Source organism: Pseudofulvibacter geojedonensis, from assembly GCF_042675745.1.
Taxonomy (GTDB): domain Bacteria; phylum Bacteroidota; class Bacteroidia; order Flavobacteriales; family Flavobacteriaceae; genus Pseudofulvibacter; species Pseudofulvibacter geojedonensis.
This window is the reverse complement of the sequence record NZ_JBHTJM010000008.1, coordinates 414,652-429,407: the sequence shown is the minus strand read 5'-3', so window position 1 is coordinate 429,407 and position 14,756 is coordinate 414,652. Positions and strand designations below refer to the sequence as shown.

Sequence of the window (14,756 nt, the reverse complement as noted above, 5' to 3'; positions counted from 1 at the left end):
TCTAAAACCCAAAACCAGTATGACAAAAAGAATTATTACTACAGCAAATGCTCCTGCTCCTATTGGACCATATAATCAAGCAGTACTTGTTAACGAAAACACTTTATATACATCGGGGCAAATTGCCTTAAATCCTGAAACCATGGAACTGGTAATGGATACTATAGAAGTTGAAACAAAACAAGTAATGGACAATATGAAAGCTGTTTTACAAGCAGCAGATATGAATTTTGAAAATGTTATTAAAACATCAATATTCATATCAGACATGAACAACTTTAGTAAGATTAATGCTGTTTATGGCGAATATTTTAATGAAGCAACTGCTCCTGCTAGAGAAACAGTAGAAGTTGCCTGTTTACCTAAAAACGTAAATGTGGAAATTTCTATGGTAGCTATTAAATAGCTAGCTTACTTTTTTATGATACTCTACTAAACCTTCTATTGGTTTTTGTATAAAATTACCGGCGTTGAGTCTGAATGACTTTAACGCCGTTTTTAGTTCATCTTGAAGTAAATATGAAATACTACCTATAAAGTGTATTGGCAAATCATAAACTCTATCGTATTGAGTTATTTGATTTTCTATAAAATCAGCAAAACCTCTTTTAATTATTTGAGCACAATACGCTTCTTTCTTATGTTTTACTAAAAAAGAAGCGTGTTTAGCTAAGAAAGCATTAGGATGAGGCTTTTCATATAAATTCAACTTCACATCATCAGGAAATAAATTAAATTCCTCCTGAAACATATCGTGAAGCTTTTTAGGCATTGTCTTGTAAAAATAATCTCTTAGTAAAATTCGTCCAAAATAGTTTCCAGATGCATCATCCATAAGCATATACCCTAAAGATGGAACTTTACTCACTATTTCTGTTTTTCCATCAAAATAACAACAGTTACTTCCTGTTCCTAAAATAGATACTATACCTTCTTTACCATTAGAAACTGCATATGCTGCTGCATAAATATCTTCTTTTACTAATACATTGGCATTAGGAAAAATTTCATCTAATAGTGCTATTAACTTTTTCTTTGGTCTTTCTGTACCACAACCAGCAGCATAGACATAAACAAAAGAAATATCGTCAACATACTTCATAATTTCCTTTCCAGAGGTAATTGTAGTATATAGATCTGACTCAGAAAACACGGTTGGATTTAAACCCTTTGTATTGACTTTAGTTACTATTTCTTTTTGTGTATTTAACAATACCCAATCTGTTTTGGTTGAACCACTATCTGCTATTAGTATCATACTTACTCCTTCTGCATTATATATTTTTTAATCCAAACTCACGCTATACACTGCTAAATCAACTAATTTATTTGCGTAACCGAACTCATTATCATACCAAGCTACTAGTTTAAAAAAATTGGAATTTAACTCCATAGATGCCTGACTGTCAAAAATTGAAGTTCTGGTATCGCTCACAAAATCTTGAGAAACCACAGGATCTGTTTCAAAACCAACAATTCCTTTCAAGCTTCCATTAGCTGCTTTTTCAATAGCTTTTTCAATTTCTTTTAATGAGGTTGCCTTTTCTGTTTTTACTGTTAAATCTACCACAGAAACATCTGCCGTTGGAACTCTAAAGGCCATTCCGGTTAGTTTTCCTTTTAGTTCTGGAATTACTTTTGTTACTGCAACAGCTGCTCCTGTAGAAGTTGGAATTATATTATTCATGGCAGCTCTACCTCTAGTCCACTTACTTGAAGGACCGTCTACTGTTTTTTGAGTAGAAGTAGCCGCATGAACAGTAGTCATTAAACCTTCTGCAAAACCAAAATTATCATTAATAATTTTAACCAACGGAGCTAAACAGTTAGTAGTACAAGAAGCATTAGAAACAACCGTATCTGAAGGTTTCATAGTCTCATTATTCACCCCCATTACAAACATAGGAGCATCTTTAGATGGAGCAGATACCAATACTCTCTTTACTCCATTATCTTCTAAATGAGCTTTAGCTTTATCTATTGTTGTAAAAAAACCTGTGCATTCTAAAACATATTCTGCTCCTACCTGATTCCATTGTATATTGGCAGGATTACGTTCTGCTGTTATGCGTATTTCATTACCGTTTACAATTAACTTATCATTTTTCACTTCTATAGTTCCATCAAAGCGTCCATGTACAGAGTCATATTTTAATAAATAAGCTAAATAATCTACCTCTAACAAATCGTTTATTGCAACAACTTGTACATTTTCTTTCATCATTGCCGCTCTAAAAGCAAGCCTTCCGATCCTTCCGAATCCGTTAATTCCTATTTTTATCATATTTTAATTTTCACTGATTTTTTTAATTTATTAAATCGATAATATGTCAGAAATCCTCAATAATTCTCTATTGATATCATGCTCACTATTTACAATATCTGAAATAGGTGTCGCAACTACTTGATTGTTTTCTAAACCTACCATAATATCTCTTTGTCCGTCTAACAAAAACTCAACTGATTTTACTCCTAACCTACTAGCTAAAACCCTATCAAAACAAGTTGGAGTTCCTCCTCTTTGTAAATGGCCTAAAACTGTTACTCTTGGGTTATAACTAGGCAATTGCTCTTTAGCTGCCTTAGCCAATTCGAATACATTTTCACCTGTTTTATCACCTTCTGCCACAACTACAATGCTAGAGGTTTTACCACTACGTTTACTTCTTTTAAGAGACTCTAAGACTTTTTCTAACTTTTGGTCTTCTTCTGGTATTAATATTTCTTCTGCTCCTGCACCTACACCACTATTTAAAGCAATAAAACCTGCATCACGCCCCATTACTTCTATAAAAAACAACCTATTATGCGAACTAGCTGTATCTCTTATTTTATCTATGGCATCTACAACGGTATTTAAAGCTGTATCGTAACCTATGGTATATTGAGTTCCACAGATATCATTGTCTATAGTTCCTGGTACACCAACAACAGGAATATCATATTCTTCACTAAACATAGCTCCTCCTGTAAAGGTTCCATCACCACCTATTAAAACCATTGCATCTACCTTTGATTTTTTTAGATTCTGATATGCCTTTTTTCTTCCTTGTTGAGTTCTAAATTCTTCAGATCTAGCAGACTTTAAAAAAGTCCCTCCTTTATTAATTATATTTTTTACACTTCTAGGTGATAATTCTATAAAGTCATTATCTATCATTCCTTCATACCCTCTATAATAACCTATACACTTAACATCATAGTAAGCACATGCCCTTACTACTGCCCTAATAGCAGCATTCATTCCTGGAGAATCACCTCCTGAAGTCATTACTCCAATTTTTTTAATTTTTTTAGCCATCTTACAACCTCTCTACTTCTTTCGATTTTAAGATTTAAAAATAAGTGGTTTTTTTGATTTAATTGTTACTTTTAAGCTTTTGTTATATAAAAAATTCATATCAAACAATTACATATGCAACTAGCCACTATAGATTATATTATTATCATTGGTTTTTTTATTATTTCATTACTAATTGGGGTTTGGGTTTCTAAACAAGCTGGTAAAAGCAGCGAATCTTTTTTCTTATCTGGAAGAAATATGCCTTGGTGGTTGCTTGGAGTTTCTATGGTTGCTACAACATTTGCTGCAGATACCCCCGGTCTGGTTACCCAACTTGTAAGAGAAAATGGTGTTTCTGGAAACTGGGTATGGTGGGCTATGTTATTGACCGGAATGCTAACCGTTTTCTTTTATGCAAAACTTTGGAGAAAGTCTGGAATAACTACAGATTTAGAATTTTATGAATTAAGGTATTCTGGAAAAGCTGCTGGTTTTTTAAGAGGTTTTAGAGCTATATATCTTGGTATTATCTTTAATGTAATCACTATGGCTGGTGTATGTTTAGCCGGCGCAAAAATAGCAAATATATTACTAGGAATAGACCAAAATACCATGCTCCTAATTTCGGGAATTATAGTTGTTATCTATTCGTCTCTCGGAGGGCTAAAGGGTGTTTTAATAACTGATTTTATTCAATTTATTATTGCCATGATTGGTTCTATTTGGGCTACTATATACATCGTAAGTTTACCTGAAGTTGGTGGATTAGAAAATTTATTGGCGCAACCAGAGGTTTCAACCAAATTAAATATACTTCCTGATTTTTCTAATACCGAAACTCTTATTACACTGTTTATTATTCCGTTTGCTGTGCAATGGTGGAGTACTTGGTACCCTGGGGCAGAACCCGGAGGTGGTGGCTATATAGCACAACGAATGCTTGCTGCTAAAAATGAAAAACATGCTACCTGGGCAACTTTATTTTTTAATTTTGCTCATTATGCCTTAAGACCTTGGCCATGGATTATAGTAGGACTGGCATCACTTGTATTATTTCCTCAGCTAAGCAATTTAAACTCTGCTTTTCCTAATTTAACTAGCTCTATGCAGGGGCATGATGTTGCTTATGCAGCTATGATGACTTACCTTCCTGCAGGATTAATTGGTATTGTTTTAACATCATTAATTGCTGCATTTATGAGCACCATCTCCACTCAATTAAATTGGGGAAGCTCATATATCGTTAATGATTTTTATAGTAGATTTATGAAACCAAATTCTACTGAAAAAGAAAAAGTTTTAGTTGGCAGAATATCTACCGTTGTATTAATGATTTTAGCAGGTTTCCTTTCTAAATACATAAATGATGCTAAAGAAGTATTTACGCTATTATTGCAGATTGGAGCTGGAACAGGTTTATTGTATATTTTAAGATGGTTTTGGAATCGTATTAACCCATATAGTGAAATAGCAGCAATGGCCATTTCTTTTGTTATTGCTTTTGTTTTCTTTATTAATGGAAAAATGGATAACCCTATGTTTGATTTGGCTGGTCATTGGCAATTAATTATTGGTGTTACTATTACTACCTTAGGATGGCTACTAGTTACCTTAATTACAAAACCTACAGACAAAGAAACTTTAGATTCTTTTGAAGAAAAAATATTTGAAGGAAAACATAAATTTCAAAATATAGGATATAAAATAGTTGCATTCTTAATAGGTACTATTGGTGTTTATAGCTTCTTATTTGCAACCGGTAATTTTATATATGGTAAAATCTTTTTAGCCTTTGGATTAAGTGGACTTACTCTTATATGTGGATTATTTTTAATTAAGAATTGGAAAAAGATAAGTTAATATGAAAACTTTAAAACTGTTGTTTTTATTAAGCTTTTTATTGATCAGTTGTAATAACAAACAAAAACAGGCTACTAAAAAGACAGCTGAAATAAATACAACCAAAGAAATTCGTAATATAGATACTCATGGATTAGATTTAATCAATAAAATTTCTGGTAAATACTTTATTCTTACAGAAGAAAACAACACAATATACTACAAAGAGAAATGCCAATACACCCCTTATGATATAGAAGTTGTTAGAAAAGTAGAAGACATCAACGATTATTGGTTACTTAACTGGCAAGGTGAAACATATGAAATTAATCATATAGAAGAAAAAAACAATGATATTTACCTAACTTCAGACGAAAACGATTTTACTTTTATATTTATAAAAAAAGCTAAATCATGGTATTTTGCTGAATTAGGTATGAAAGGACTTTACCCTATTTCTAAAATAGAAAATATCAAAAAATACAAATCTATTGCTTGTACACGTGCAAAAGAAATAACAAAAACACTCCCCCTAAACTGGACCGAGTTAACCAATATAGATGGAAATGAAGTTGTATATGTTCCGTGTGAAGAAGCTATTAGCGGAATTGATTTAAATTACAGTGAAGAAGGAAATACCATTGACTTTAGAAGCGGAAGTGATCCTTTACAAATAATATCTACCAGCAAATTATACAACAAAATTACTATCACATACGAATACTCTGATGGTAATAAAAATTCTATTGTCATTCATGACTTCCAAGGTAACACTATAAAGATTGGAAAAGGAAATTCTCAAGATAATAAGTATATTAATAAAGAAAATGAAACGCAATATTCAATCGTTAAAGAAGATTGTGATTAAACTTGTTCAAACTAATATGAAAAACACACAAATAACCTTACTATTCACATTATTCAGTATTCTAGTATTTGCTCAAGACAAAACAGAAAAACATATTAATGTAACTGGAAGCGCTACTATAGAAATTGTTCCGGATGAAATTAATTTAGAAATTGAAGTTAAAGAATACTGGAAAGAAGAGTTTGAAAACAAAAAAGTTAAAAAATTTAAAACCAAAGTATCAATAAATGAAATTGAAAATAGAATTATTGCTATTTTATCTAAGAACAATATTAACAAAGAAGATGTTGTTATTTCTAAAATAGGTAATTATGGAAGAAACTTTCGAAAAGAATTCTTAATAGGTAAACAGTATTTAATCAAGCTAAACAGTTTTAATAAAATAGCTCCTATTGTTAATTCTTTAGAATTTAAGGATGTGAAATCAATCAATATTGCCAGTTATGACCACTCTAGAATAATTGAATATAGAAAACAAGTTAAAATAGATGCTATAAAAGCAGCTAAAGATAAAGCTACTTATTTAGTAGAAGCAATAGGTGAAAAACTTGGAAAAGTAATAACTATATCAGAAGTTAACAACGACTATTATAGTTCAAATTTTATCAGAACTAACGCTTATAGTAATAACATTTCTACCACTCAACCATCCGATTCAAGTGATTTTAATTCAAAAAAAATTAAGCTTCGATATGAAATAAATGTAAAGTTTGCCATTCAATAAATATAATGACTTGTTATTTTACAAACTATTTTATTTATTCATTAAGCTTCTCGCTCTTTGATTTTTCTCTAATAAAAGAATTTGGATCTAATTCATCTTCTTCATCTTCTTGTTCCTCAACTTCTTTTTTTCTATTAAAAATTTCGTCTAATAATTCACTAAATGTGTCAAAATCTACTTTATAAGAAATACCAGCTCCTTGAGTATACCCAATCTCATTAGTAGCTCCTAAAGCTTGAAAATCATTTTCTCTGTTAAATATTTTTGCCCTTAATGTACCTTTTTCATTCAGCAAAAACTCTACTTGTACATCTCCTGCAACAACTGTTTTAGACACTCCTCCTACCGGAATTCCCACTTTACCGTTTAATACAATTCTATCGGTTATTTGTGTAGATACAGTAAACCCAACTCTATCTCCTTCTCTTTGAGCATCTGTAGCCAACGGATTAACTTCTCCTTGTTCGTAATTCAGTCCTATTTTTAATTTATCGTCTTCATCTGAAAACAGGTCATTAACCAAACTTGTTGCTCTTTCTACTAAGTTTGTAATAGCTCCTTTTCCTAAATCTAAAGTCGTTGTAAACTGACCTGAGGTTACCAAAGCCATTGCTTGCCTATCTCTAAACTCCTTATCGTCTAACTTGTACAATAACTCAGATTTTACAACAGAATTTGTATTAGGAAATTCTATATCAAACTCAACATCTGGTTGCATTAAATTACCATTTAAGTTTATAATTACATCTACAGGTATTTTTCTATTTATAGATGGATTATCTAATAGTATTGCCGGATTAGCACTGGTTCCATAAACCGCTTCTATGTTTACTCGAGCCTGATATGGGTTTCCATCCCAATTTATAGTTCCACCAGGTTTTACATTGAATTTTTTTTCTATAAAACCACCTTGTAAAAAATTATTACCATAAACAAAATTGTAAGTTCCTTCACTAACTATGCAGTCTCCGTACATATTAAATTTGTCGTTGGTATTTATTTCTATACGCAATAAACCTTCTGCCCTTCCTCTTAAAACACTACCCGCTTCTTGATCTAAAACAATTTCTATCTCTGCATCATCTGTAACATTTAAATCAAACTCTAATTCTAAACCACTAATTTCTTCAGGTAAGTTAGCATCTACCCCTATTTGATTTAACCTATCTGTAATAGACATTTCTCTAATAAAACTATTATCACCAATGGTTTCTGAGTCTGCTATAGGAATTTTAAATACTGTTCCTTCTTTTGTGGTAGCATTTACCCTTACCAAAAGCTCATTTACAGGCCCAATTAATTGAGCATTACCTTGTATATAGGCTTGACCAAAGTAAAGAGACTCTTCTTCTTGCTCTTTATCTAAAACCAATAACCTATCAGAAGATATATCTAAACCTAAGGTCCAATCTGAAAAAGCATCGTGTTCTACATACCCATTTAACCTACCAGAAGTGTAATATTTGGTATCTAATATAGCTATATTATCTGCCACGAATTGCTTTTTATTTAAACGAATTCTTGCATCGTTTTCTAAATCAAAGTCTACATTTAAATACGGAATATTCAGACCTGCCTCATCTAAAAACATATTACCTTTAAAATCTGGATTATCATAATCTCCGTACAATCTAACATCTCCAGAGGCTAAACCTCTTATATTGGTTATTACATCATCTCCTAAAGCACTAAATATTGACAAATCGAACTTATAAAGACCAATATCTAAGTCTAATTGAGGTGTAGATGGTTTAAAATTTAAGTCTCCTCTAGCAGTCAGGTTTTGTAACTTATCATTTTCTAAACTAGAGTTGATTTTATACTTATTTAAATCGCTGCTACCTACAACATCTAAAGAAAATAAACCTAAATTAATATCATTAACTTGTAAACTATCTACAGTAATTGCAGCTAAAGGTTGATACTTACCTTTTTCTTGTATAACATTAAGCTTTCCGTTTACAATTCCATTCATTCTAAAATCATCAAAAACCGGAATTACTTTAGATAAATTAATATCTTTTACATCAAGTTTAATGTTTTTATTTTTATCTCCTTTTAAAAAGCCTGATAATGCTGCATATTCATTGCCATGTGTAATTAAAAATTGCTTAAGAATGATATCTTTAAAAGTCTTGTCGAATTCAACTTTATTTTCCTTGTCTTGCTTTTCATTAATAAACCATTGATAGTCGTTAATATTAATATCAGACTTTTTAAAACCTACTACAGATTTACTTTGCTTGTTAATGGTATGGTATAAGTTTAAATTAAAAATATCATTTTTATACTTGCCTCCTTTAAACTCGGTTCTAAAAAACAAAGTGTCATTTAATGTTTTATTCACTAATTCGAATTCACTAACATCATAAAAGTCTGTTTCTACATCATTAATACTTACATACGCATTATAAAACGGGTTGGCATTATCTAGTTTTACATCTACCTCATTAAAATGCTTATCTTGAAAACTAATCTTTGGAGATTTAAAATTTAATTTAAAATCTTTTTCATTACTAGAAATTTTACCCTTTAAACTTGCTCCTTCATGTATTATTAAATCTGGATAAAATATTTCTGTTAACTTATTTTTTATTTTAATATTAAACTCAAAAAACTGATTTTCAGCTACCTTAATTGGGTTGTAATTGGTATAAATACTCCCTAAAGAATTTCTAGACAAGTCTATTAAATCTTTGAACTGATATCTCCCCTTAATAGTACCATTAATTACTTCTGGAGAGTTTATAGCAATAGTTCTTACTTTCTCTTTATCAAAAGAAGATGTTATCTTAAAATCTTTAAATTGAAAAACATCATTTTGATTTGCATAGATTGTATTTTGAAATAAAATCTCACCATAAGCATTGTCTATATTAGAGCCTTTCATTTTAACCAAAATGTCACCCGTAAATTGAGCTATGCTATCTCTTTTAAATAGATTGGTTTTGTTTAGATCGAACGTTTGTATGTTGGCTTTAAAGTCGTATACTTTTGTGCGCTCAGACATATCTACCAAACCATTAAAATCTAATTTAACTAACTCATCATCAACTTTTAATTTACCATTAAATACTTTTTCTTTTAAAACCGCTAAAACATCTAAGTTTTTATAAGTATATCCATTAATAGTAAAGTGTGATGCCTTTCCTTTTACATTAGTGTTTAAATTATTCAATGTAAAACCTTTTCCTTTTACATCTGCTTCAAAAGAAGTAACACCTAAATCTTTATCATCTAAAAATTTTCCCAGGTTAAATTTTGAAAAATTCGTTGTACCTACATAGCTGGCATTGTCTATATCACTAATATTAGACAACACTAAATCTGACTCTATATTACCTATTAGTGTATTAATTTGTAGCTGTGCATTAATAATATTAGTGGTTATTACAGATTGACCATTAATGGTAAATACACCTAAATTTCTGGCAGATGAAGGAATTGTTTTTCCTAGTAACCCAGGTAACAACTTTTTTAAATCTGTATAAGTAGACTTTAAATTTTCTATTTGAGCAGTTAATTTAAAATCTTCAGTCTTTTTAGATAAAAGGTTCTTAAAATTATAATTACCGTTTACTACAGTATTGTTTAGTGTTTTAAGTTTTAAGTTTATTAATTTTAAATTGTTTAAAGTACCTGAAATCGAAGTACTAAAATCAGCAACATCATTACCAAACTCGTTATAAAACTTATTTAAATCTGTAAAAGAAATTTTAGAATTTGTAAAGTTTGCTTTAAGTTTTACTCTATTGTTAAAATCCTTAAAATCTTCACGCTTGTAATTAAATTCTAAATGACCTATTAAATTAGATGTTTTAGTTTTTAAATTCAGGTCACTAAATTTCATTTGAGTAAGTGAATACGCAAACTTAGTTTTTAATTGCTCAATTGGAACTCCTCTAAAATCCATCATATTAGCATTAGTAACATTAACTGCTACATTTGCTCCCTGTATCTCAAAAGCTTTACCTGTAATGTTCAACTTAGTAAAGTCTACTACTTTAGGGGTTTCAAGATTATCGTCTATATATCTTACCCTACTATTCGTAATATTTACACCATTTGCTTGCATTAAAAAGGTAGAAGGGCCTTTTCTAGGAATTGTATCGAATTTCTCCCATTTAGCAACAAAGACATCTAAATTGGTTTCATTTTCTCCTTTATAGTTCTTTATTCTTAAATTGAGTTGATCTACATCAATATCATTGAACAATAAATCTCCTTCTTGTAATTCTTTAAAATCTAAAATAGAAGTGTTTAAGGCTCCAATAAACGCTAAGGTATCTTTGTGATGATCTTCTATATAGATATCTTTTAAAGATACTTCCCCTAAAAAATTTACTCCAACCCTACCTACATGTATGCTTGTATTATACTTTTTATTTAATGAATTGGTAACTTTTTTTCCTAATTGAGTTTGCACCCAAGGTAAGGATAGCAATAGCATTAACAGCAAAAATAGCAACAACAAAATGACCAGAAGTCGAAATAGTATTTTTCTAAGTTTTTTGATAGTGTTTATTGTTTTAACTTTGCTATTCAATTACAATTTTTGTGCCTTTTTTTATGCCTAACAAAGATATATATATTCTTGCAATAGAATCTTCGTGTGATGACACCGGAGCAGCTGTATTACACAACGGAAAAGTATTAAGTAATGTTGTTGCTAATCAAGAAATTCACACCCAATATGGTGGGGTTGTTCCTGAATTAGCTTCTAGAGCACATCAACAAAATATTGTTCCAGTTGTTCATCAAGCATTAGCTAAAGCAAATATCGATAAAAAAGAGCTAAATGCCATAGCTTTTACACAAGGACCTGGATTAATGGGATCTTTATTAGTAGGCACATCTTTTGCCAAGTCGTTTGCTCAAGGTTTAAACATACCATTACTAGCTGTAAATCATATGCAAGCTCATATATTAGCCCACTTTATTGATGGTGCTTCTAAAGAAAAACCAGAGTTTCCGTTTCTAGCTATGACTATTTCTGGCGGACATACACAAATAGTAAAAGTAAATAACTATTTTGAGATGGAAGTAATTGGTGAAACTATAGACGATGCTATTGGTGAAGCTTTTGATAAAAGTGCCAAAATACTCGGACTCCCTTATCCTGGTGGACCTTTGATTGATAAATACTCTAAATTAGGAAATCCTAAAGCGTATCAGTTTCCTAAACCAAAAGTAAATGGTCTAAATTTTAGTTTTAGTGGATTAAAAACTGCCGTTTTATATTTTATTCAAAAAAACGTCAAAAACAATCCAAATTTTATTCAAGATAATCTTTATGACATTTGCGCTTCCCTACAATATACAATAATTGGCATTGTAACAGATAAACTTAAAAAAGCTACACAAGAAACAGGAATTAAGAAAATAGCAATTGGTGGAGGTGTATCTGCTAACTCTGGTATTAGGCAAGCTTTATTAAATGGTGAGCAAAAATTTGGTTGGGATACCTACATTCCTAAATTTGAATACACTACAGATAATGCTGCTATGATTGGAATTGTGGGTTATTTAAAGTATCTTGAAAGCGATTTCTCTTCTGCAGCTACTACTGCAAATGCGAGATTTAAAATTTAAGAACTTAACAATGATTAAAATTACCTTCAAATCCATCATTAACTTAATACTTGTTTTTACGGTTACTTCTGTTTTTTCTCAAACAGATATTAAACAATTAAAAAAAGATTTAGCATCAGTAACCGATATTGAAACTGCTAAACAATTTAGAAAAGACCATCCTGAGTTAAAGACTAAAATTTACACTTATAACGAAGAAAAGCACAACAACAGTCTTTCTAAAAAATTATTTAGTAAAGAAATTGGATCCACATTAGAAACAGAAGAGCAAAGTGCTTCTACTCTTTATAAAATTATTAACATTACTCCTACGCTTCACTATAGAGCAAGCTATATTTATTTAGACGGTAAAAAACTAAAAAAAACTGCTATAGATAGTTTAAGAAAAGTTATTATGACTAAAATGGAAAAAGGTACTAAATTTAGTTATTTGGCAGGTACCTACTCTATGGATAGAAACGCAAGAACCGGTGGCGACTTAGGTTGGTTTACAGAGAAGAAAATGTTTCCTGAATTTGTAAACTCATTAAAAGAAAATAAATCCAATACAATATACGATTTAGATTTTCCTGAGACTAAGAAATATTATACTATAAAAAAAACTTACGATCAAAAAGAAATTAGATTACTTCAAGTATTAAAAATTACTTTCGAAAAAGAAAAAAAGAAAAAACTTATTAATGTTTTTGGAAGCAATTAAAATTTACAGACTTGGCTTTTAACGAACTTATTGCAAAAAGGATTAGGGCTTTAACAGCTTTATATAAAGAAGAATTTACAGAAAAAAGAATGTTTGGTGGTTTATCTTTTTTATACAAGGGAAAAATGACTGTTGGTATTGTAAAAGATCAGCTAGCCGTTAGAGTAATTGAATCTAAACTGGAAAAAACTTTAAAAAAGCCACATATCAAACCAATGGATTTTACTAAAAAGCCCATGAAAGAATTTGTTTATGTTGAGGCTGATGCTTTTGATACAGAAGAAAAACTACTTTACTTTATAGAACTTGGTTTAGAGCATGCTAAATCAAAATTAAACGAAATATAATGCAATTATTTTATAGTCCAGATATAGCTAAAAATAACTCGCAATACACCTTCAACAAAGAAGAAAGTAAACACATTGCAAAAGTTTTGCGTAAAAAAGAAGGGCAAACATTATGTATTACAAATGGTAAAGGATCTTTGTTTATTGGAGAAATAATTGTTGCAGATATTAAAAATTGTGTCATTGAAATTCTATCCGAAGAACAAAAAAGCAAACACAATTACCACTTACATATAGCCATTGCTCCTACTAAAATGAATGATAGAATGGAATGGTTTTTAGAAAAAGCTGTTGAAATCGGTATTGACGAAATTACTCCTATTTTTTGTGATAATTCTGAGCGAAAAATTATTAAACCAGAACGCTTTGAAAAAATCATACAAAGTGCCATGAAACAATCACTACAAGCTCACTTACCAAGATTGAATGATGGTATAGATTTTAGAAAGTTTATAGATCAAAACTTTGAAGGACAAACTTTTATTGCTCATTGTGAAGAGCAAGAAAAAAAAGAATTGTTTAAAGAAATTAAAAACGGTAGTAATATTACTATTTTAATAGGTCCAGAAGGAGATTTTAGCACTAAAGAAATAAGTCTAGCTCTTTCAAATAATTTTGCACCTATTAGCCTCGGAAATACTAGGCTTCGAACAGAAACTGCTGGAATTGTTGCTTGCCACACTACAGCATTAGCAAACAACAAATCATGAAAAATACAATCCTAATCTTAATTAGTACTATTTTTTGTTGGAATTTAATTTCTGCTCAAGAAATAGCCGTTTTAAAATACAATGGTGGTGGCGACTGGTATGCCAACCCAACTGCTTTAACCAATTTAATTCAGTTTTGTAACAACAACATCAATACTAAAATAAACAACAAATACAAAACTGTAGAAACGAGTAGTGTTGAAATATTTCAATACCCCTTTGTACACATGACCGGTCATGGTAATGTGTATTTTTCTAATGAAGAAGCAGAGAATTTGAGGAATTACCTAAACTCTGGTGGCTTCTTACATATTGACGATAATTACGGAATGGATCAATACATTAGAAACGAATTAAAAAAAGTCTACCCAAATCAAGACTTACTAGAACTCCCTGCAAATCACAGTATTTTCTCTAACCAATACAAGTTCCCACAAGGTTTACCTAAAATACATGAACATGATGGTAAAAGACCCCAGGCATTTGGTTTGTTTTACGAAGGAAGATTGGTTTGCTTATATACTACCGAATCTGACCTAGGTGATGGATGGGAAGACAAATCTGTTCATAACGATCCAGATGCAGTTAGATTAAAAGCATTACAAATGGGAGCCAATATTATTAAATATGCTTTTGAAAATTAGTACAATATGAAGCTATCGTATCGGTGTGAATCTTGTAAAAAGGAGAATT

At 30.5% G+C, this 14,756-nt stretch carries 13 protein-coding genes; 9 read left to right on the top strand and 4 right to left on the bottom strand.

What is annotated here, in order from left to right; translation table 11 throughout:
* The first annotated feature begins 19 nt into the window (after positions 1–19).
* On the top strand, positions 20–406 hold the full coding sequence (locus tag ACFQ1O_RS09215) for a Rid family detoxifying hydrolase (RefSeq protein ID WP_377715640.1): 387 nt from the start codon (positions 20–22) through the stop codon (positions 404–406).
* Here ACFQ1O_RS09215 and ACFQ1O_RS09210 read toward each other — a convergent pair whose 3' ends face one another.
* From ACFQ1O_RS09210 to pfkA, 3 genes are read right to left on the bottom strand one after another with little or no spacing between them, the layout of a single operon-like run.
* Positions 407–1,258, bottom strand: coding sequence for a BadF/BadG/BcrA/BcrD ATPase family protein (locus ACFQ1O_RS09210; protein WP_377715638.1), 852 nt, complete (start codon positions 1,256–1,258; stop codon positions 407–409).
* Between the two features lie 27 nt (positions 1,259–1,285).
* On the bottom strand, positions 1,286–2,284 hold the full coding sequence (gene gap, locus ACFQ1O_RS09205; RefSeq protein ID WP_377715636.1) for a type I glyceraldehyde-3-phosphate dehydrogenase: 999 nt from the start codon (positions 2,282–2,284) through the stop codon (positions 1,286–1,288).
* A 30-nt stretch (positions 2,285–2,314) separates the two neighbouring features.
* Entirely contained in the window at positions 2,315–3,301 is a 987-nt protein-coding gene (gene pfkA, locus ACFQ1O_RS09200) for a 6-phosphofructokinase (RefSeq protein WP_377715634.1), read from the bottom strand.
* A gap of 114 nt (positions 3,302–3,415) precedes the next feature.
* Between pfkA and ACFQ1O_RS09195 the strand changes: the two genes are divergently transcribed.
* The 3 genes from ACFQ1O_RS09195 to ACFQ1O_RS09185 are packed head-to-tail and all read left to right on the top strand — an operon-like array spanning position 3,416 to position 6,714.
* Positions 3,416–5,143, top strand: coding sequence for a sodium:solute symporter family protein (locus ACFQ1O_RS09195; RefSeq protein WP_377715632.1), 1,728 nt, complete (start codon positions 3,416–3,418; stop codon positions 5,141–5,143).
* Position 5,144: 1 nt separating this feature from the next.
* Positions 5,145–5,990: a hypothetical protein gene (locus ACFQ1O_RS09190; protein ID WP_377715630.1), complete on the top strand. Its 846-nt coding sequence runs from the start codon at positions 5,145–5,147 to the stop codon at positions 5,988–5,990.
* Positions 5,950–6,714, top strand: coding sequence for an SIMPL domain-containing protein (locus ACFQ1O_RS09185; RefSeq protein WP_377715628.1), 765 nt, complete (start codon positions 5,950–5,952; stop codon positions 6,712–6,714). The genes ACFQ1O_RS09190 and ACFQ1O_RS09185 overlap by 41 nt, the downstream gene beginning before the upstream one ends.
* A gap of 34 nt (positions 6,715–6,748) precedes the next feature.
* Here the strand turns inward: ACFQ1O_RS09185 and ACFQ1O_RS09180 are convergent, their stop codons facing one another.
* Positions 6,749–11,140, bottom strand: coding sequence for a translocation/assembly module TamB domain-containing protein (locus ACFQ1O_RS09180; protein WP_377715626.1), 4,392 nt, complete (start codon positions 11,138–11,140; stop codon positions 6,749–6,751).
* A 143-nt stretch (positions 11,141–11,283) separates the two neighbouring features.
* Here ACFQ1O_RS09180 and tsaD point away from each other — a divergent pair, with 143 nt between their 5' ends.
* From tsaD to ACFQ1O_RS09155, 5 genes are read left to right on the top strand one after another with little or no spacing between them, the layout of a single operon-like run.
* On the top strand, positions 11,284–12,306 hold the full coding sequence (gene tsaD / locus ACFQ1O_RS09175) for a tRNA (adenosine(37)-N6)-threonylcarbamoyltransferase complex transferase subunit TsaD (protein ID WP_377715624.1): 1,023 nt from the start codon (positions 11,284–11,286) through the stop codon (positions 12,304–12,306).
* A gap of 10 nt (positions 12,307–12,316) precedes the next feature.
* The gene (locus tag ACFQ1O_RS09170; protein ID WP_377715622.1) at positions 12,317–13,006 is read left to right on the top strand and encodes a peptidylprolyl isomerase; all 690 of its coding nucleotides are present in this window, start codon (positions 12,317–12,319) and stop codon (positions 13,004–13,006) included.
* Between the two features lie 11 nt (positions 13,007–13,017).
* Positions 13,018–13,353 (top strand): TfoX/Sxy family protein, encoded by a 336-nt coding sequence (locus tag ACFQ1O_RS09165; protein WP_377715620.1) that lies wholly within the window; start codon positions 13,018–13,020, stop codon positions 13,351–13,353.
* On the top strand, positions 13,353–14,063 hold the full coding sequence (locus tag ACFQ1O_RS09160; RefSeq protein ID WP_377715618.1) for a 16S rRNA (uracil(1498)-N(3))-methyltransferase: 711 nt from the start codon (positions 13,353–13,355) through the stop codon (positions 14,061–14,063). The genes ACFQ1O_RS09165 and ACFQ1O_RS09160 overlap by 1 nt, the downstream gene beginning before the upstream one ends.
* The gene (locus ACFQ1O_RS09155; protein ID WP_377715616.1) at positions 14,060–14,707 is read left to right on the top strand and encodes a DUF4159 domain-containing protein; all 648 of its coding nucleotides are present in this window, start codon (positions 14,060–14,062) and stop codon (positions 14,705–14,707) included. Before ACFQ1O_RS09160 ends, ACFQ1O_RS09155 begins: the two co-directional genes overlap by 4 nt.
* Positions 14,708–14,756 lie beyond the last annotated feature (49 nt).

Bases quoted from the DNA above. Each gene is read 5' to 3' on its own strand.
- ACFQ1O_RS09215 (WP_377715640.1), top strand. From the start codon at position 20: ATGACAAAAAGAATTATTACTACAGCAAATGCTCCTGCTCCTATTGGA.
- ACFQ1O_RS09210 (WP_377715638.1), bottom strand. From the start codon at position 1,258: ATGATACTAATAGCAGATAGTGGTTCAACCAAAACAGATTGGGTATTG.
- gap (WP_377715636.1), bottom strand. From the start codon at position 2,284: ATGATAAAAATAGGAATTAACGGATTCGGAAGGATCGGAAGGCTTGCT.
- pfkA (WP_377715634.1), bottom strand. From the start codon at position 3,301: ATGGCTAAAAAAATTAAAAAAATTGGAGTAATGACTTCAGGAGGTGAT.
- ACFQ1O_RS09195 (WP_377715632.1), top strand. From the start codon at position 3,416: ATGCAACTAGCCACTATAGATTATATTATTATCATTGGTTTTTTTATT.
- ACFQ1O_RS09190 (WP_377715630.1), top strand. From the start codon at position 5,145: ATGAAAACTTTAAAACTGTTGTTTTTATTAAGCTTTTTATTGATCAGT.
- ACFQ1O_RS09185 (WP_377715628.1), top strand. From the start codon at position 5,950: ATGAAACGCAATATTCAATCGTTAAAGAAGATTGTGATTAAACTTGTT.
- tsaD (WP_377715624.1), top strand. From the start codon at position 11,284: ATGCCTAACAAAGATATATATATTCTTGCAATAGAATCTTCGTGTGAT.
- ACFQ1O_RS09170 (WP_377715622.1), top strand. From the start codon at position 12,317: ATGATTAAAATTACCTTCAAATCCATCATTAACTTAATACTTGTTTTT.
- ACFQ1O_RS09160 (WP_377715618.1), top strand. From the start codon at position 13,353: ATGCAATTATTTTATAGTCCAGATATAGCTAAAAATAACTCGCAATAC.
- ACFQ1O_RS09155 (WP_377715616.1), top strand. From the start codon at position 14,060: ATGAAAAATACAATCCTAATCTTAATTAGTACTATTTTTTGTTGGAAT.